This window comes from Salinisphaera sp. (assembly GCF_002729955.1).
GTDB lineage: Bacteria > Pseudomonadota > Gammaproteobacteria > Nevskiales > Salinisphaeraceae > Salinisphaera.
The window spans coordinates 1-17,987 of sequence record NZ_PBYA01000008.1 but is presented as its reverse complement, the minus strand read 5'-3'; the positions used below and the strand labels follow the sequence as shown (position 1 = coordinate 17,987).

Annotated in this window: 16 protein-coding genes; 6 read left to right on the top strand and 10 right to left on the bottom strand. The window is 63.9% G+C overall.

Annotated features, from left to right (window positions below; translation table 11 throughout):
• Positions 1–69 precede the first annotated feature (69 nt).
• Entirely contained in the window at positions 70–1,836 is a 1,767-nt protein-coding gene (locus CMN27_RS02255) for a sensor domain-containing phosphodiesterase (protein WP_293623889.1), read from the top strand.
• A gap of 46 nt (positions 1,837–1,882) precedes the next feature.
• Here the strand turns inward: CMN27_RS02255 and sbcB are convergent, their stop codons facing one another.
• The 3 genes from sbcB to CMN27_RS02240 all read right to left on the bottom strand — a co-directional run bounded on the left by sbcB (position 1,883) and on the right by CMN27_RS02240 (position 6,659).
• Entirely contained in the window at positions 1,883–3,322 is a 1,440-nt protein-coding gene (gene sbcB, locus CMN27_RS02250; protein ID WP_293623779.1) for an exodeoxyribonuclease I, read from the bottom strand.
• 34 nt (positions 3,323–3,356) lie between these two features.
• Complete coding sequence (locus CMN27_RS02245) at positions 3,357–5,252, bottom strand: ATP-binding cassette domain-containing protein (RefSeq protein ID WP_293623778.1); 1,896 nt, start codon at positions 5,250–5,252, stop codon at positions 3,357–3,359.
• A gap of 90 nt (positions 5,253–5,342) precedes the next feature.
• On the bottom strand, positions 5,343–6,659 hold the full coding sequence (locus CMN27_RS02240) for a DEAD/DEAH box helicase (protein ID WP_293623777.1): 1,317 nt from the start codon (positions 6,657–6,659) through the stop codon (positions 5,343–5,345).
• A 302-nt stretch (positions 6,660–6,961) separates the two neighbouring features.
• Here CMN27_RS02240 and CMN27_RS02235 point away from each other — a divergent pair, with 302 nt between their 5' ends.
• Together CMN27_RS02235 and moaB are read left to right on the top strand one after the other, a co-directional pair.
• On the top strand, positions 6,962–8,083 hold the full coding sequence (locus CMN27_RS02235) for a CNNM domain-containing protein (protein WP_293623776.1): 1,122 nt from the start codon (positions 6,962–6,964) through the stop codon (positions 8,081–8,083).
• A gap of 120 nt (positions 8,084–8,203) precedes the next feature.
• Entirely contained in the window at positions 8,204–8,719 is a 516-nt protein-coding gene (gene moaB, locus CMN27_RS02230; RefSeq protein ID WP_293623775.1) for a molybdenum cofactor biosynthesis protein B, read from the top strand.
• A 188-nt stretch (positions 8,720–8,907) separates the two neighbouring features.
• Here the strand turns inward: moaB and ppa are convergent, their stop codons facing one another.
• Both ppa and CMN27_RS02220 read right to left on the bottom strand, forming a co-directional pair.
• On the bottom strand, positions 8,908–9,441 hold the full coding sequence (ppa, locus tag CMN27_RS02225) for an inorganic diphosphatase (RefSeq protein WP_293623774.1): 534 nt from the start codon (positions 9,439–9,441) through the stop codon (positions 8,908–8,910).
• Between the two features lie 75 nt (positions 9,442–9,516).
• Positions 9,517–10,779 carry a 6-phosphofructokinase gene (locus tag CMN27_RS02220; protein WP_293623773.1) on the bottom strand — a complete coding sequence of 421 codons (1,263 nt, stop codon included), beginning with the start codon at positions 10,777–10,779 and terminating at the stop codon, positions 9,517–9,519.
• Positions 10,780–10,961: 182 nt separating this feature from the next.
• Here CMN27_RS02220 and CMN27_RS02215 point away from each other — a divergent pair, with 182 nt between their 5' ends.
• Positions 10,962–11,519 (top strand): adenylate kinase, encoded by a 558-nt coding sequence (locus CMN27_RS02215; RefSeq protein ID WP_293623772.1) that lies wholly within the window; start codon positions 10,962–10,964, stop codon positions 11,517–11,519.
• A 12-nt stretch (positions 11,520–11,531) separates the two neighbouring features.
• On the opposite strand, the gene rnd is transcribed toward CMN27_RS02215, so the two are convergent.
• Positions 11,532–12,680: a ribonuclease D gene (rnd, locus tag CMN27_RS02210; RefSeq protein ID WP_293623771.1), complete on the bottom strand. Its 1,149-nt coding sequence runs from the start codon at positions 12,678–12,680 to the stop codon at positions 11,532–11,534.
• A 39-nt stretch (positions 12,681–12,719) separates the two neighbouring features.
• On the opposite strand from rnd, the gene CMN27_RS02205 reads away from it, so the two are divergent.
• Together CMN27_RS02205 and mpl are read left to right on the top strand one after the other, a co-directional pair.
• Positions 12,720–13,250: a hypothetical protein gene (locus CMN27_RS02205; protein WP_293623770.1), complete on the top strand. Its 531-nt coding sequence runs from the start codon at positions 12,720–12,722 to the stop codon at positions 13,248–13,250.
• Positions 13,251–13,273: 23 nt separating this feature from the next.
• Entirely contained in the window at positions 13,274–14,626 is a 1,353-nt protein-coding gene (gene mpl, locus CMN27_RS02200) for a UDP-N-acetylmuramate:L-alanyl-gamma-D-glutamyl-meso-diaminopimelate ligase (protein ID WP_293623769.1), read from the top strand.
• A 512-nt stretch (positions 14,627–15,138) separates the two neighbouring features.
• Here mpl and CMN27_RS02195 read toward each other — a convergent pair.
• From CMN27_RS02195 to CMN27_RS02180, 4 genes are all read right to left on the bottom strand, one after another.
• The gene (locus CMN27_RS02195; protein ID WP_293623768.1) at positions 15,139–15,420 is read right to left on the bottom strand and encodes a hypothetical protein; all 282 of its coding nucleotides are present in this window, start codon (positions 15,418–15,420) and stop codon (positions 15,139–15,141) included.
• A gap of 330 nt (positions 15,421–15,750) precedes the next feature.
• Entirely contained in the window at positions 15,751–17,121 is a 1,371-nt protein-coding gene (locus CMN27_RS02190) for a sigma 54-interacting transcriptional regulator (protein ID WP_293623767.1), read from the bottom strand.
• Positions 17,122–17,757 (bottom strand): hypothetical protein, encoded by a 636-nt coding sequence (locus CMN27_RS02185; RefSeq protein ID WP_293623766.1) that lies wholly within the window; start codon positions 17,755–17,757, stop codon positions 17,122–17,124.
• A partial coding sequence (locus CMN27_RS02180) for an ATP-binding protein (protein WP_293623765.1) occupies positions 17,747–17,987 on the bottom strand: 241 nt, incomplete at its 5' end. The genes CMN27_RS02180 and CMN27_RS02185, both read right to left, overlap by 11 nt.

Genomic DNA, 17,987 nt, shown 5'->3' with positions numbered 1-17,987 from the left:
CTCCCGGTCGCATGCATGAAAACGGGTTCAACAGCGCAACGAGTGGCAGACCCTGAACGCTTGAGAGAAGTGCGTTCGCTCAATCTGCTGGATACGCCTTTCGAGGATCGCTTCGACCAGTACACGCGACTGGTGGCGAGCGTATTCGATGTGCCGACCGCGCTGGTAACGCTGGTCGAGGCCGACCGGCAATGGTTCAAATCGATGGTGGGCTTCGACCGGCGCGAGACGCCGATCGAGGAATCGTTCTGTGCCTACGCGCTGCCGATGGACCTGCTGTACGTGCCCGATGCAACCAAGGACCGTCGTTTTCACGACAACCCGTTGGTGGTGGGTGAGCCGCATATTCGCTTCTATGCGGGCGCCGTTCTGAAAGGGCCGTCCTGCGAACCGCTGGGTACGCTTTGCGTGATCGACCAGCGCCCGCGCGAGTTTTCGGATGCGGATAAATGGCGACTGCTGATGTTCGCCCGCATCGTCGAAAGCGAGATCAATCTGCATATGCAGTTCGACCATTGGTCGGTGGGTCTGCAGCACAAGGCGATGTACGACTCGATCACGGCGCTCCCGGGGCGCGCGCTTTTCGAGGAGCTGGTGGCGAGCACCTGGGAGCAGGCCGCGGGTGCGGCCAAGACGTTGACCCTGGTGCATTTCCATCTCACCAACTTTGAAGTCCTGCATTCGCTGGCGGGGCAGCCAGGCTGCGATCACGTGATGGCGACGATCGCGCGCCGGCTGGAGCGCAACGTACGTGGCGAGGATCGTATCGGCATGCTGGGCGCCGACCGTTTCGGGCTGGCGATCACCTGGGGGCCGGGCGGCCCGGATGAATCGCTCGAGCGCGTCAAACTGCTGGTGCGCACGCTCGCCAAACCCGTTGACTACAAGGGTACGCGTCTGCCGATCGAAATCGCGGCCGGCGTGAGCCGTGCGCCCCACGATGCCGCGGACGTGGAGACCGTGCTGGCCCATGCGCGCATGGCGGCCGCGGACGTGCGGCACGGCGGCCCGCGCGTGCGCTGCTATTCCAGCGACGTGCATCGCAGCGTGGCGCACAGCCACGAGCGTCAGTACCGACTGGCGGAAACGCTGCGCTCGGATGCCCTGGACCAGGTTTATCAACCGATCGTGGAATGCAGCAGCGGCCGTATGATCGGCGTGGAGGCGCTGGCACGCTGGACCGACGCCCAGTGGGGCCCGATCAGCCCGGCCGAGTTCGTGCCGATTGCCGAAGCCGATGCCGATCTGCGCCGCTTGTTGACCCGGTGTACGCTCAACAGCGCCTGCAAGCAGGTTGCGCGTTGGCGCGAGCAGTTCGATTTCGCCCCCTACGTGGCGGTGAATATTGCCGGGGCCGAACTTTACTGCGATGACTTCGCGGATATGGTGGCCGGTCTGGTGGCCGAGCATCAGGTGCCGGCAACCAGTCTGGTGCTCGAGATTACCGAGCAGAGCGTGATCACCGACGTGGAAACCGCGGCCAAGACCATGAACGCGCTACGTCAGCAGGGGTTTCGCTTCGCGATCGATGACTTTGGCACGGGCTATTCGTCGCTGCGCTATCTGCAGCAGCTGCCCCTGGATATCCTCAAGATCGATCGCAGTTTTACCCAGCTGATCACCCAGGACACGACCAGCCACGAGCTCACTGTCGGCATTCTCCAGATTGCGCGCACGCTCAACCTGGCGGTGGTCGCCGAGGGTGTGGAAACGGCCGAACAGTATGCGGTGCTCCAGCAGCTGGGCGCCGGGCATATCCAGGGCTTTTTACTGGGCCGGCCGCAGCCGGCGGATGCGATCAGCGAGCAGCTCGAGGCGTTGCAGCCGCCGCGCTGAGCGTCGTTGTCGCCTCCCGCGGCAGCGGGTCGGGCCTGTCGTGTCGCTATAGCCGTTGCCGCAGTTTCGCGCTCCAGGCCTTGAGATCGAGCAGCAGCTGCAGTTGGGCCGGCTCGCCCTTGACCCGTTCCATGAGCTGGGCGATGAGTTCGTCGTAGTCGTCCAGCGTCAGGCCGCCGTCCGGCGCGAACTCCAGTCGTTTGGATAGCCAGTTGTTCCAGTCGTCGCGTTCGGCGTCGACCAGCGTTTGCGGGAAATGCCGGGCGCGATAGCGAAACAGCAGCTCGTTGAGGCGGTTGTCCGCGAACACGATCGCGCCGTCTGCCAGATCGGCGGCCGAGGTACGACGCACCTGGTCGGCCAGCTTGCGGTCGGCATCGCCCACAAAACCATCGTAGAGCGCGGCTTCGGCGTCGCCGTCGGGCTCGAAGGCGTGGGCCTCGAATACCGCTGTCGCCTTGGCTTCAACCTCGGCGAGCCGGTCGTGAATGGCTTTCCAGTGGCGTCGGCACTGGTTGATATCCAGATGCAGCCGCTCGGCCTCGCTGTCGCGCATCATTTCGAACGGCGCAAGCACCGGGCATTTGTTCAGGTGTACGCCCTTGAGCGCGACGCGCGGCGTGTCTTCCGGCAGATCGGCCGCGGGCGTGAAGATACGCTCGAATATCTCGTCTGGCGGCAGTTCCAGCAACGGCGCCGGGTCGACGCGCAGATCGTAGACGATCACGCAGTTCTTGTTGCTCGGATGCGCCGCAATCGGCATGACCGGCGACAGACAACCGTTGGCTGCCGGAAACTTGGACGACACATGCAGCGCCGGTTTGCGCGTGTCCATGTCCAGCATCTTGCGCGCGCTGTGCTTGTCGCGATTGTTCACGACATAGTCGAACAGCTTGGGCTGTTTGTCGCGGACGAGTTTCGCCAGGCCGATGGTGGCATGCACATCGGATAACGCGTCATGCGCACGTTCCTGAACCAGATTATTGGCCGTGGCCAGATGTTCGAGCTTGAAGCTCGGCGCGCCGTCTTCGCGCTGCGGCCATTCGATGCCGTCGGGGCGCAGGGCATAGGCCAGGCGCACCATGTTGATGATGTCCCAGCGCGAGCAGCCGTTCTGCCATTCGCGGCCGTACGGGTCGAAGAAGTTGCGCCAGAGCGTGTGGCGGGTGACTTCGTCATCGAAGGCCAGGCTGTTGTAGCCCACGCTGCAGGTGCTGGGCACGGCCATTTCGGCGACGATGGTTTCGATGAATTCGGGCTCGGGCACGCCGCGCTCGAGTGCGATCTGGGGGGTGATGCCGGTAATCAGCGTGGCTTCGGGATGGCCGAGCATATCTGCCGGCGGTTGGCAGTAGAGCACCACCGGCTCGCCGACGATGTTGAAGTCCATATCGGTACGAATGCCGGCGAACTGGGCCGGCTTGTCACGACGCGGGTCGGCGCCGAAGGTTTCGTAGTCGTGCCAGAAATAGGTGGGCGTGCTCATCGGCTACTCGTTGGGCGGCGTTGGTTGCAAACGCTCAGGAGGTGGCCTGGGCCTGTTCCAGTGCCTCGGCGTTTTCCATCCATTGCGCCTCGGCCTTGTCGAGCTGTTTGCGCAGCTTGCCCTGTTCCTGCGACAGGCGTGCAATCTCGGTCTTGTTGCCGTAGACGCTGGGCTTGGCCATTTCCTTTTCGATGGCGGCGATCTTTTCCTCGAACTTGGCCATATCGGACTCGGCCTGCTTGAGCGCGCGGCGCAGGGGCTTTTCGCGTTCCCGCTGGGCGGCGGCATCGCGACGGGCATCCGCGCCACTGCCGCCGGGCGTGGTGGCCTTTTTGGGCTTGTCGCTGCCTTCGCGGGCGGCGTTCTGGCGGGTCAGCCACTTGGCATAGTCGTCCAGATCGCCGTCGAAGGGCATGAGCGTGCCGTCGTCGACGCGCCAGAGCTGGTCGCAGGTGGCATCGATAAGGTGACGATCATGGGCGATCATGATCACCGCACCGGTATAGCCGGCGAGCGCGGTTTCCAGGGCGTGGCGCATGTCCAGATCGAGATGGTTGGTCGGCTCGTCGAGCAGGAGCAGATTGGGCTTGTCGTAAACCACCAGGGCGAGCGCAAGGCGGGCCTTTTCGCCGCCCGAGAAGGGGGCGATGGGCTCCAGGGCCTTGTCGCCGTGGAAATCGAAGCCGCCGAGAAAGTCGCGGATCTCCTGTTCGGAGGCGCGCGGCGCCTGGCGTTGCAGGTGGGTGGCGGCACTGGCGTTGTCGTCGAGCACTTCCAGCTGGTGCTGGGCGAAATAGCCCACGCGGGTGTATTTGTCGTGCTGGACGTCGCCGCTGATCGGGGCCATCTCCCCGGCGAGCAGCTTCATGACCGTGGACTTGCCGGCGCCGTTGCGGCCGAGAATTGCCAGCCGGTCACCCGGCACGATCTGCATCTTGATGCCGCCGACCAGGGCCACGCCGTCGTAGCCGGTATCGGCGTTGTCCAGCCGCAGCAGGGTCTCGGGCAGGCGGTCGGGGGTGCGGAAATTGAAGGAGAACGGCGTATCCCAGTGCGCCGCCTCGACTTTTTCCATGCGCTCCATCTGCTTGAGCTTGCTCTGGGCCTGGCGCGCCTTGGTTGCCTTCGCCCGAAAGCGGTCGACGAAATCCTGGAGTTGGGCGAGCTTTTTCTGCTGGTTTTCGTAGACGGCCTGCTGTTGCAGCTTGGCCTCGGCGCGCATGCTCTCGAACTCGGAGTAGTTGCCGGTATAGAGCGTCGCGCGCCCGCCTTCCAGATGCAGCGTATGGCTGATCAGGGCATCGAGAAAATCGCGGTCATGCGAAATGATGATCAGCGTGGCAGGGTGGCTGGCCAGGTATTCCTGCAGCCAGAACACCGCGTCCATATCCAGATGGTTGGTCGGCTCGTCGAGCAGCAGCAGGTCGCAGCGGCGCATGAGCGCGGCGGCCAGGTTCAGGCGCATGCGCCAGCCGCCGGAAAACGAATCCAGCGGTGCTCGATGGGTGTCCGGCGCGAAGCCCAGCCCGTGCAGCAGCTTAGCCGCCCGGGCGGTAGCCGAGTAGCCGTCGATCTCGGCCATGCGGCCATGCAGTTCGGCCATGGCATTGCCGTCGACTTCTGCCTCGGCCTTGGCAAGCTTGGCTTCGACCGCGCGTAGTTCGGTGTCGCCATCGAGCACGAAATCCAGCGCGGATTGTTCGCCGGCCGGGGTGTGCTGACGCACCGTGGCAATATCCAGATGCGCCGGAATCTCGGCCTCGCCGGCATCGGGCGAGAGCTCGCCGAGCATCATGGCGAACAGGCTGGACTTGCCGGTGCCGTTCTGGCCCACGATGCCGATACGCTGGCCGGGCTGGAAACGCACGTTGACTTTTTCCAGCAGCTTGCGCGATCCACGGCGCAGGGTGAGGTCTTTGAAAGCGATCATGGGCGCTATTGTAAATGAGGCGGGCTATTCGGCCCGGAAATGAATCGGCCCGCGCGTGGCGGGCCGAATCGGGTCAGCGAACGGGTCGGCTCAGGAGCCGTTACCGCCACCGCCCCCACCGGAGCGGTTGCCGCCCCGATTGCCGCCGCGGCTGCGCCGCCGCTGCTGATTGCGACCGGGCGCGTTGTTGCCGCCGCCACCGCCGCCGCGTTTGGGCGGGCGGTTGCCGCCGCCGTTGTTCGGCCGCCGTGCGGGGCGCTCGTCGGCCTCGTCGTTTTCGCCGGCGCGCATGTCCACGCCCTCGACGGTCATGCGTTCGATCTGCTTGCCGATGAGCTTTTCGATGTCCTTGAGCAGCTTGCGCTCGTCGGGGCCCACCAGCGACACGGCTTCGCCGGCTTCACCGGCACGTCCGGTACGCCCGATACGATGGACATAGTCTTCCGAGACATTGGGCAGTTCGAAATTCACCACATAGGGCAGCGATTCGATATCGATACCGCGGGCGGCGATATCGGTAGCGACCAGCACCTGGATATCGCCGTTCTTGAAGCCGTCGAGCGCCTTGGTACGCGCGTTCTGGCTCTTGTTGCCGTGCAGGGCCGCGGCCGGCAGACCGTCGCTGTCGAGCTGCTTGCACAGGCGATTCGCGCCGTGCTTGGTACGGGCGAACACCAGCACCTGATGCCAGCCGTTTTCCTTGATCAGGTGGCTGAGCACCGCGCGCTTGCGCGGTTTTTCCACCATTACGACCTTCTGGTCGATACGATCGGCGGTGGCGTTGCGCGGGGCGACGTCGATCTCGACCGGCTTGTGCAGCAGGTTGGCGGCGAGCTTACGGATATCCTTGGAGAAGGTCGCCGAGAACAGCAGCGTCTGGCGTTTTTCCGGCACGTACTTGAGCACGCGCTTGATATCGTGGATAAAGCCCATGTCGAGCATGCGATCGGCTTCGTCGAGCACCAGGGTCTGGATGTTCGACAGGTCGGCATGGCCTTCCTGGAGCAGGTCGAGCAGGCGGCCGGGGGTGGCGACGACGATATCGACGCCTTTCTTGAACTGGGCGATCTGGGGCTGATAGCCAACGCCGCCGAAGATCACGGTCGAGCGGATCGCACCGGACTTGCCGTAGGTACGCACCGATTCGTTGACCTGGGCTGCCAGTTCACGCGTGGGGGCGAGCACCAGCACGCGCGGCTTCTTTTCCTGGCTTTCGCCCAGTCTGTGCAGCAGCGGCAGGGTGAAGGCCGCGGTCTTGCCGGTGCCGGTCTGGGCCGCGGCGAGTACGTCCTGGCCATCGAGTACGGCCGGAATGGCCTTGGCCTGAATAGGCGTGGGTTCGCTATAACCGGCAGCGGCGACCGCTTCGAGAAGCGACGGCGCCAGGCCGAGTTGATCAAAGGGCATAGAGAGTCTTCCATTGGGCTGCGGCACATCATGAACACGAGACATCCGCTGCCGCATGGCATGATGGCGTGGATAGCAGCGCCGCGAGAAAACGCAGGGCTGCAACGACCGGCTCGCGGGGGCGAGCGTGGCGTACACCGCGATAAAGCGCGGGCGCCGGGCCGAATAGCCCACTATACGCGCCGGGATGACTGAACGATAGCCGCGAACTAGAACGAATCCGGCGACGGTGTGTCGCAGGGTGCAGGCAAATCAACTAAAACAATGCGCGCGCCGCGAGGGCGTGAGCGAGTATGGGTGACATGGCGCTACTTCTTCTCTATCTACTTCTCGCGCTTGGCGTGTCCTTTCTTTGCTCGGTGCTGGAAGCGGTGCTGCTATCGATCACGCCCTCGTATATCGCCCTGAAGCAGAAGGAGGGCGGGCATGTCGGCGAGCGCCTGGATTCGCTCAAGTCGGATATCGATCGACCGCTGTCGGCGCTTTTGAGTCTGAATACCATCGCCCACACCATCGGTGCGGCAGGCGTGGGCGCGCAGTCGCAGCAGGTCTTCGGTAACGGCTATCTGACCGCCACTTCGATCGTGCTCACGCTGCTGATCCTCGTTATTTCCGAAATCATCCCGAAAACGCTCGGTGCGAACTACTGGAAACAGCTCGCGCCAACGGCGGCGCTGTTGCTGCAATGGATGACCAAGGCGCTCTATCCGCTGGTGGCGCTGTCGATGGTCATCACCAAGCTGCTTACCCCCAAGCACACCGGCCCGGCCTTCTCGCGCGACGAGTTCCAGGCCATGGCCGACCAGGGCGAGGCCGAGGGCGTATTCGATATCGAGGAATCGCGCATCCTGCGCAATCTGCTGCACTTTCCCTCGCTGCGGGTGAAGGACGTACTCACCCCGCGCGTGGTGATGATGGCCTTTACCGAAAATCAGACCGTGACCGAGGTGTTCGAAACGCTGGGCACGCGGCGTATTTCGCGCCTGCCGGTGTTTTCCGAAGACGGCCACGAAATCACCGGCTTCGTGCTGCTCTCGGACGTGCTCAGCGAGATCGCCCGCGATCGCCACGATACGGCGCTGTCGGCGATTCAGCGCGATGTGCTGGTCGTGCCCGAATCCCTGTCGCTGTACGGGCTGTTTCGCAATCTGCTCGAGCGCCAACAGCAGCTGACCGTCGTGGTCGACGAGTACGGCGATATCGTGGGCGTGGCGACCATGGAAGACGTGGTCGAAACCATGCTGGGCCTGGAAATCATGGACGAGGGCGACAAGGTCGAGGACATGCGGGTGATGGCACGCGAACAGTGGAAGCGGCGTGCGCGCAAGCTCGGCCTCATCGAACAGGACCTCGACGAGGACGAGGGGGCTGCCCGTCGACGCGCCGCGGCCCGGCATGAATCCTCGGCCGGCTCGCCGGTCTGACGGCGTTTTCAAACGTCGCGGGCGCATCGGCCGGACTAAACAACATTTCTTTGCTTCGGCCGATGCCCGTAACGCCTTGTGGCATCGTGGGCGGCCTTTAGGTACACGCCAGGACATGCCATGAGCGATCGATTCGTCCCTTTGCATATCGCCGTACTCACGGTATCGGATACCCGAACCGAGGCCAGCGACAAGTCGGGTCGGCTGCTGGTCGATCGGATCGAGGCCGCCGGCCACCATTTGTACGAAAAGGCCATCTGTACCGACGACATGCACGAAATTCGGGCCCGGGTCGCACGCTGGATCGCGGACGAAAAGCCGGATGTGGTCATCACCACCGGCGGGACCGGGCTGACCGGGCGCGATGTCACCCCGCAGGCGGTCGAGGTGCTTTTCGACCGGCGTATCGACGGCTTCGGCGAGATGTTCCGGGTGCTGTCCTACGACACGATCGGCACGTCGACGTTGCAGTCGCGCGCGATCGCCGGCGTGGCCAAGGCGACGTTCATCTTCTGTCTGCCGGGCTCGACCGGCGCCTGTGCCGACGGCTGGGACAAGCTCATCGCGGATCAGATCGATGCCCGTACCCGGCCCTGTAATCTGCAGGAGCTGCTGCCACGCCTGACCGAGCGCTAGTCGGGCCCCTTCTTATGTATGGAACTCGGTTGGCCGCGCTCGATGGGCAGGTTGTCCGCAAATGAACGCGAAGGCGCGCAAAACGCGCATACGAAAAAGCCCCCGCCGGCGAACCGGTCGGGGGCTTTTCGGTCTGTGCAGCCCGTCGATGCCTTCAGGCATCGGGACTGACAGCGGCCGTAGGTCGATCAGCCCTTGTTGTAGGCCTCGATCGACTTGTTGATTTCGGCCTTGGCTTTTTCAGCGCCTTCCCAGCCGGTGATCTTCACCCACTTGCCTTCTTCGTGATCCTTGTAATGCTCGAAGAAGTGCTGGATCTTGTTTTTCAGGCGCTCGTCGACGTCGCCCAGATCCTTGATGTCCTTGTAATAGTCGGTGGCGATCTTGTCGGTGGGCACGCACAGAATCTTGGCATCCAGGCCGGATTCGTCCTCGGTGCCGAGTACGGCCACCGGACGTGCCTTGATCACGCAGCCGGGTACGATCGGCTCGGGGGTGAGCACCAGCACGTCGACCGGGTCGCCGTCGTCGTACAGCGTCTGCGGCACGAAACCGTAGTTGGCCGGGTAGTGCATGGCCACGTTCATGAAGCGGTCGACCATGAGACAGTTGGTGTCCTTGTCGACTTCGTACTTGACCGAGCTCGAGCCTTCCACGATCTCGATAACGACGTTGACTTCGTCCGGTGCTTTCTTGCCCGGTGTAATGGCTTCAAAGCCCATTGCAGACCCCTTGCGAAGGTGAATAATCGAATTTGTGGCGACCGATTGTAACCGATGACTTGCCGCCGAGTGGTTTCAGACCTCGAACCCCTCGCTGAGCTTCTTTCCCACGGCGACGTTCTTCAGGCGTGCGTACTGCGGCAGCCCGTCGGCATAGGGCGGATAGGATTCGCCGGCGATCAACGGCTTGAGATAGCGCCGGGCGGCTTCGGTGATATGAAAGCCGTCTTCGCTGATGAATTCGCGCGGCATCATCTTCTCGACGTTGGCCACTTCATCCAGCGGCGCTTCGCCGATGGTCCAGCGATAGGGCTCGTCGGATTCGCGCACGATCGAGACCATGATCCCCGACTTGCCGGCCACCGCGTATTCCACCGCGGCGCGGCCCACGGCATAGGCCTGTTCCACGTCGGTCTGGGAGGCGATATGGCGTGCCGCGCGCATGAGATAGTCGGCGATCGCATAGTGGTATTTGTAGCCGAGCTTGTTCTTGATCAGCTCGGCCAGCGTCGGCGCCATGCCGCCAAGCTGCTTGTGGCCGAAGGCATCGGTGCTGCCCGCGTCGGAGAGGAACTCGCCGTCGGCGTTGCGTACGCCCTCGGAAGCCACGATGGTGCAATAGCCGTGGCGCTTGACCGTGTCATCGACCTTGGCCAGGAATTTTTCCTCGTCGAAGGCGATTTCGGGGAACAGCAGTACGTGCGGATCCTGGCCCTCGGCTTCGCTGGCCAGGCCGCCCGCGGCCGCGGTCCAGCCGGCATGTCGGCCCATGACTTCCAGGATGAACACCTTGGTCGAGGTCTTGCACATGCTGGCCAGGTCGAAACCGGCCTCGCGAATGGAGACCGCGGTGTATTTGGCCACGCTGCCGAAGCCGGGCGAGCAGTCGGTATGCGGCAGGTCGTTGTCCATGGTCTTGGGCACGTGGATCGCCTGGATCGGGTAGCCCATCTTTTCCGACAGCTGGCTGATCTTGAGACAGGTATCCGCCGAATCGCCGCCGCCGTTGTAGAAGAAATAGCCGATATCGTGGGCCTTGAAGACCTCGATCAGGCGTTCGTACTGGGCACGATTTTCTTCCAGGCCCTTGAGCTTGTAGCGCGCCGACCCGAAGGCGCCGGCCGGGGTGTGCTTGAGTGCGGCGATCGCACCGGCGGATTCGGCCGAGGTATCGATGAGATCCTCGGTGAGCGCGCCAACGATACCGTCGCGCCCGGCATAAACGGTGCCGATCTTGTCGCTGTGTTCGCGCGCGGCTTCGATAACGCCGGCGGCCGAGGCGTTGATGACGGCAGTCACACCGCCGCTCTGGGCATAGAAGGCATTCTTTCGGGTCATGGGTTCATCCTGGCTGATCAGATGCGCCGCAAAGCATACTTGAGAGTCGCGGGTCTCGAAAATTGACTTGCCCAAGGCGAATCATTAACGTCGGCCGTTCGTTCGTGCGCGTGCTCGGGTTTGTGTGCGCCGAACGCTCTACCTTCTGGTTGTGACAACGCCAAGCCGTGCGCGGAGAAATCATGCTGAAAATCGTCCTGCTGGGTGCCCCGGGGTCGGGCAAGGGAACTCAGAGTGAAAAGCTGGTCGCCGAATTCGGCGTACCGCAGATTTCCACCGGCGATCTGCTACGCAGCGCGGTAGCCAACGAGACCGAACTCGGCAAGAAGGCCAAGTCGGCGATGGATGCCGGCGAGCTGGTCTCCGACGATATCGTGGTCGGCATGATTCGCGAGCGCCTGGCCGAGAACGACACCGAGAACGGCTTCATCCTGGATGGTTTTCCGCGCAGCCTCGATCAGGCCAAGGCGCTGGACGAACTGCTGGCTGAGATGGATCGCCCGCTCCAGGGCGTGGTCCATATCAAGGTCGACAACGAAGAGATCGTGCAGCGGCTCATGGCGCGCGGCCGGGCCGACGACAACGAAGAAACCATTCGCAATCGGCTCAAGGTCTATCAGGAACAGACCCAGCCGCTGGTCAAGTTCTACGAAGACAAGGGTCTGCTTACGGCGGTGGCCGGTGTGGGCGAAGTCGACGAGATCTATGCCCGTATCAAGGCCGCCCTGCCGGCCGGCTGACCGCAAGGCATTCTAGGAACCCGATACGCCGGAGCCGGATGCGGCTTCGGCGTTTTTTATGGCCGCGAGTACGGCCTCGCCGGCAACGCCCGCGCGCCAGCCGCCGAGCAGGCGCAGCTCGCGCTCGCCGGCAACCAGTGCGGCGATTTCCTTGCGGCTCGCCAACGCCGAGGCGGCGATATCGTGGCTTTCGGCGCGCTCGGCCAGCGTATCCATACCGATCTTGATGAGGCGTTTTTCTTCGTCGCTCGGGGGTGTTGGTAGCGGAGCGATCGGCTCGGCCGGGCGTTCGGCGGCCTCCTGCAGGCAGGCGAGAAGCGTCTCGCCATGGCGGGCCCGGGTCTTGGCAGGCAGCGCCCGGATCTCGCCCATGGCCTCGGTATCCCGGGGCCGGCGTTTGGCCAGTTCGATCACTGCATCATCGGCAAGAATCCAGCGGCGTGGGCGGTCGCTGGCCATGGCTTCACGTTCGCGCCAGTCGGCGATTACCGCCAGGGCCTGTTGCTGGGCTGGCTTGAGCCGATGCCAGCTCTTGATACGCCGCCAGGCCTGCGTCGTGTCCACATCAAAGCGTTGCGTGTCGATCATGCGTTCAAAGTCCTCGGCCAGCCAGGCTTCGCGCTCGTGTTCGACCAGTTTCTGGCCGATGACGTGATAGGCCACCGCCAGATAGCGTACGTCGTCGGCCGCATAGTCCAGCGCGCCGTCGGGCAGCGGGCGTTTGCTCCAGTCGGTGCGGGTATGGGCCTTGGGCAGGTCGATATTCAGCAGGGCATCGATCAGGCGGGCATAGCCCATCTGGTCGTCGAGGCCGAGCAGGGGCGCAGCGACCTGGGTATCGAACAGCGGTGCGGGCAGGGCGCCGAAGCGCTGGTAGAGCACTTCCAGATCCTGCTCGGCGGAATGAAACACTTTGAGTACGTTGGTATCGGCGAGCAGGGCGGCCAGCGGTTCGAGATCGTCGAGCGCGATTACATCGATGAGTCCGACTTCCTCGGCGTCGGCGATCTGCACCAGACACAGCTTCGGGTAGTACGTGCTCTCGCGCAGGAATTCGGTATCCACGGCGATCCAGTCGCGCTTTCGCATGCGCGCGGCGAAGTCGGCGAGCGCCGCGCCATCGGTGATCGTGACGACGTGCTCGGGTGGCTTCGGTATCATGCCCTGTGCTCTGACAAGCTTCATAAGGATGTCTTATCCATGGTTTTTGCGCGGCGGGTGATCGAATTAATGCTGCTGCGGCGTGGCCCCCAGGATATGCCCGGGGACTCGACGACGCTCATCGGCTGTGCTGCGGCCTATTGTATCTTGTTGTTTCTGCAGGTCGGCCTGTTGATGCCGGCGCCCGCGGCCGCGCTGCAGGCGCTGCTGGCAACCGCATTGCTGGCCCTGTATGTGCGCACTGTGCTGCGTATCCGTCAACTGCCCAACCGCTTCAATCAGACCGCGACCGCGTTGTTTGCCTCGGGGGCCACGCTCACCCTGATCATGCTCGCGCCCACCCATGCGATGGCGCCTTATCTGACGGCGCTGGGCCAGGCGAGCGATCCGCAGGCCGTGGACATGCCGCCCACCTTCGTCACCCTGTCATATGTGGCCATGGGCTTCTGGGGGCTGGCGATCTATAGCCATGTCTATCGCAACGCCCTCGATGCCAGTCTGTGGCTGGGCGTGGGCGCGACCATCGCCTTCGAAGTGCTGCTGCTGCTCGTGTTCTCGTTGCTGGGTTAGTTTTTCGATCCGAGGTTTTCTCAATGCATGTCCATATTCTTGGCATCGGCGGCACCTTCATGGCCGGTGTCGCGCTGCTGGCGCGGGCGGCCGGGCATACCGTGACCGGCTCCGATGCCGGGCTCTACCCGCCCATGAGCACCCAGCTGGCCGAGGCCGGTATCGATGTGATGGACGGCTATGCGGCGCATCACCTCAAGCCTGCCCCCGACCAGGTGATCGTCGGCAATGCGATGAGCCGCGGCAACCCGGCGGTGGAATACACCCTCGATGCCGGTCTGGACTATATCTCCGGGCCGCAATGGCTGGCCGAGAACGTCCTGCGATCGCGCTGGGTGCTGGCCGTGGCCGGCACCCATGGCAAGACCACGACGGCGAGCATGCTCGCGCATATCCTCGAACATGCCGGCATGGCGCCGGGGTATCTGATCGGCGGTATCGCGGCCGATCTCGGCCAGTCGGCCGCAATGGGCGAAAGCGACTTCTTCGTGGTCGAGGCCGACGAGTACGACACGGCCTTTTTCGACAAGCGTTCGAAGTTCGTGCACTACCGTCCGCGTACGCTGGTGCTCAACAACCTCGAGTTCGATCACGCCGACATATTCGATGATCTGGAAGCCATAAAGCGCCAGTTCCATCATCTGGTGCGTACGGTGCCCGCGGGCGGCCAGATCGTGCACAACGCCGCTGATTCCGCGCTCGACGACGTGCTTGCGCGCGGCTGCTGGACGCCGACGACGGGCTTTGCCGATGCCGACGCCGACTGGCAATACGAGCCGCTGTCAGCGGATGCGAGCCGTCTTCGCGTTCGACATGAAGGCCACGATGTCGGTGAGCTGAATTGGCGGCTCACGGGCGCGCATAACGCAGCCAACGCGCTTGCGGCCATCGCGGCGGCCCGGCATGTGGGTGTCGTGCCAGGCCAGGCCATCGAGGCGCTGGCCTGTTTTTCCGGCGTGAAACGCCGTATGGAATTGCGTGGTACGCCTCGCGGCATTCGTGTGTTCGACGATTTCGCCCATCACCCGACCGCGATCCGGACCACCCTGGCCGGCCTGCGCGCAGGCCACGAGAAGGGGCGGGTACTCGCGGTGTTCGAGCCGCGCTCCAACACCATGCGCCGCGGCGTGCACGCCGAGACCCTCGCCGCCAGCTTTGCCGATGCCGACCACGTATTCGTCTATGACGCGGACCTGGACTGGAACGCGGCCGAGGTCTTTGCCGGGTTGGGCGAAGGCGTTACCCGCTGCAGCGATCTGGATACGCTGGTTACAGCCATCGCGGCCATGGCGGCGCCAGACGACAGCGTGGTCGTGATGAGCAATGGCGGTTTCGGCGGCATCCATGCCCGCCTTCTGGAGGCGTTGGCCGGCTGACGATCGGCGCGCTGAAAGCGCCCATAAAAAAACCGCATCGACTGCGGTTTTTTTATCTCCGGGGAGAAAGTTCGCCGAGGCCGGGCCGTACCACGTCGAGGCACGAGGGGGGACCGGGAGACGCCGACCCGGCCCTGGCGAAAGCGTAGGCCATCGTTGTGGCGATGAGCCGTTGTAAAGTTCGCCGAGGCCGGGCCGTACCACGTCGAGGCACGAGGGGGGACCGGGAGACGCCGACCCGACCCTGGCGAAAGCGTAGGCCATCAATCTGGCGATGGCCGTTGTAGATTTCGCTTTGGCCGGGCCGTACCACGTCGAGGCACGAGGGGGGACCGGGAAGACGCCGACCCGACCAAGCGAAAACTGTCATACACGCCGCCATCTGCGTACGCGTATCGATTTAATTTCGCCTGTGCCGAGCCGAACCACGCCGAGGCACGAGGGGGGGACCGGGGAGACGCCAGCCCGACCAGGCGAAAACTGTTGGCAGCGCTGCTGCCGAAAACTCCTTGTTACTGCTCTTCGCTATCCTGTGAAGACTGCATGTCCTTCATGTAGCGCTGGAACTCATCCTTGTCGACCTTGCCGTCGCCGTTCTTGTCCATTTCGTCGAACTTGGCTTCCCAGGGCGTACCCGCGACTTCTTCGGGCGAGAGCGAACCATCCGCGTCCGCGTCCATCGTCGCCCAGGAGGCCGAAGCCGTTTCAGCGGCCGTCGCCTGGCTTATCGACAGCGCCGTTCCGAAGGGAATGGCGATCGCGATACCGGCAATAACTGCATAGCGCTTCTTCATGACTGATCAACTGCGATGCGTTTCTGAGTACACCTAGAGCAACCGCCGTGCCAGTTATTAAAAATCAATATTTATCAATAGTTTAAGAAGCTTTTGGTGGCGCCGCCTGCGCTCGTGCCGGCATCGGCAGGCCATGGACGACAAAGACTGTTGCCAGCCGGCGACGCTATCCGGCATGTATTTTTAAGTGCATGTAAATATTGGTTTTTTAATGTCGCCAATAAGCGACACGCACGCGTGCTCGGCTGCTGTGGAATGTCGCCTCAGGGCAACGCTGGCGCCAGGGCGTGTCGCTGTAAGACAACGCGGCGCATCAACAGCCAGGCCGCGCTAGTGCTCGCTCTGGCCCTTGTAGTCGTTGGGGTCGATGGCGTGGCGGCCCAGGAGCTTGTAGAACTCGGTGCGGTTGCGCTTGGCCAGACGTGCGCTGCGTGCGACGTTGCCCTCGGTGATGCGCAGCAGCTGTACGAGATAGTCCCGTACGAAGGCATCCCGGGCTTCGGCGAGTGGTTGTAGCGCGGCCGCGGCGTCCGAGCGGCCGCTGTGGCCGGCCAGCGCCTTGTCCACCGCCTGGGCGGAGATGACGTGGCCGCGGGTCAGGGCCACGTTCTGTTCGACCACGTTGGACAGCTGTCGGATGTTGCCGGGCCAGTGGTGGCGACACAGCGCTTCCATGGCGTCCGGGGAATAAACGCGGGTGCGTCGCCCGGAGCGGCTGGCGATCGTTTCCAGAAAATGGCGAGCCAGTGGCGCCACGTCTTCCGGGCGTTCGCGCAGGGCTGGCAAGGCGAGGGTGACGACGGCCAGACGGTAGTACAGATCTTCGCGAAAGCCCTGTTGCTCGATCGCACGGCCCAGATCGCGGTGGGTGGCCGATATCACGCGCACGTTGACCGGCAGTGATCGTGCCGAGCCGACCGGACGCACCTCGCGTTCCTGGAGTACGCGCAGCAGCTTGACCTGCAGCGTCATCGGCATATCACCGATTTCGTCGAGGAAGACGGTGCCGCCTTCTGCACTCCGGAACAGGCCCTGCTGGGCCTGCTTGGCGTCGGTGAAGGCGCCTTTTTCGTGACCGAACAGCTCCGATTCGAGCAGTTGTTCGGGCATGGCGCCGCAGTTGATCGCCACGAACGGGGCACGAGAGCGCGGGCTGGCATCGTGGAGTGCCCGGGCAAGCACTTCCTTGCCGGTGCCCGATTCGCCGGTGACCAGCACGCTGGTGTCGCTCGCCGCGACCAGCTTGGCTTCGTCGAGCAGACGGTGCATCAACGGCGAGCGGGTGACGATGCGCGAACGCCAGATCTGTTGCCAGTCCTCACTGCCGACGCCGGTTTGTTCCAGCGCCTGGTCGACGCGTGCCAGCAGCACATCCTTGTCCACCGGCTTGGACAGAAAATCCAGCGCGCCGCCCTGGGTGGCCGCCACGGCCTCGGGGATGGTGCCGTGGGCGGTCAGCAGGATGACCGGCAGGTTGGGATGGGCATGGCTCAGGCGTTCGAGCAGGGCCATGCCGTCCATCTCGTCCATGCGCAGATCGGTGATTACGCAATCCGCGCCGTAATTATCCAGTGCACGCAGTGCGGCCAAACCGCTTTCCGCGGTTTCGACATGATGTCCGGCGCCTTCCAGACGCAGCGCGAGCAGCCGGCGCAGGCTGGGGTCGTCGTCGACCAGCAGGATCTTGCCGCCGCGCGCCATTTAAGGTGTGGACTCGCCGAGACGCGTCTCGATTTCCGCCAGTTCCCGCAATTTGCGGCGGGCATCATGGAGTTCGCGCTCGAGTTCGCGAATATGGGCGCGTTGCTGGGAGCCGGGGTCCTGCGCTGAGGGCGAAAGCGGTTTGTTGGCGGACGTCGCCGCAGCCTCGATGTCGGCGGCCGGCCCGCCGCCTGCCGTGTTGCTGACACTTTCAGTGTAGAGACGCGCGAGGTCGCTCAGGTATTGAACGGCCGCCGGGCTCCAGTGGGCATTGTCGGCACTGAGCGCGCGCTGGGCATAGCGGGCGGCCTCGTCGGGCGTATAGCGGCGCTGGCCGGGGGTCCCGAAGGCCAGGGCGAGATGCGCGTAGCTATGTGCATCCGCGCGGTTGTCGACTTCTTCGCGGGCCAGGCTGACCGCTCGGGCGCGTGCTTCGGGCGTGGCCTGACGCAGTTGAGCCGCATAATCGAGCAGATCGAGTACCGGATCACGCTCGTTGGCCAGCGGCATGGCGGGCGAGGTTTCGACCCGATCGGCCAGCGCCGAGGCGGGTTGGTCGGTCGTGCAGCCACCCATCGTCGCAGCCGTGGCGCATAGCGCAATCGCGATCCAGGTGCTGCGTACTTCAAACGGCATGGCGATCGGGGATCTCCACTGTGAACTGGGCACCGCCGCCGGGCGCATCGGTGACATCGATACGCCCGCCGTGGGCCTGTACGCATTCGCGCACCACGGACAGGCCGATGCCGGTGCCGCGCAGCGCGCCGCGGGCGTGGGTCTTGCTGTTCGTGCCCTGGTAGAAGGCGTCGAAGATCGCGCTGCGTTCCTGCTCGGGCACGCCCGGGCCCTGGTCGCTGATCACGATC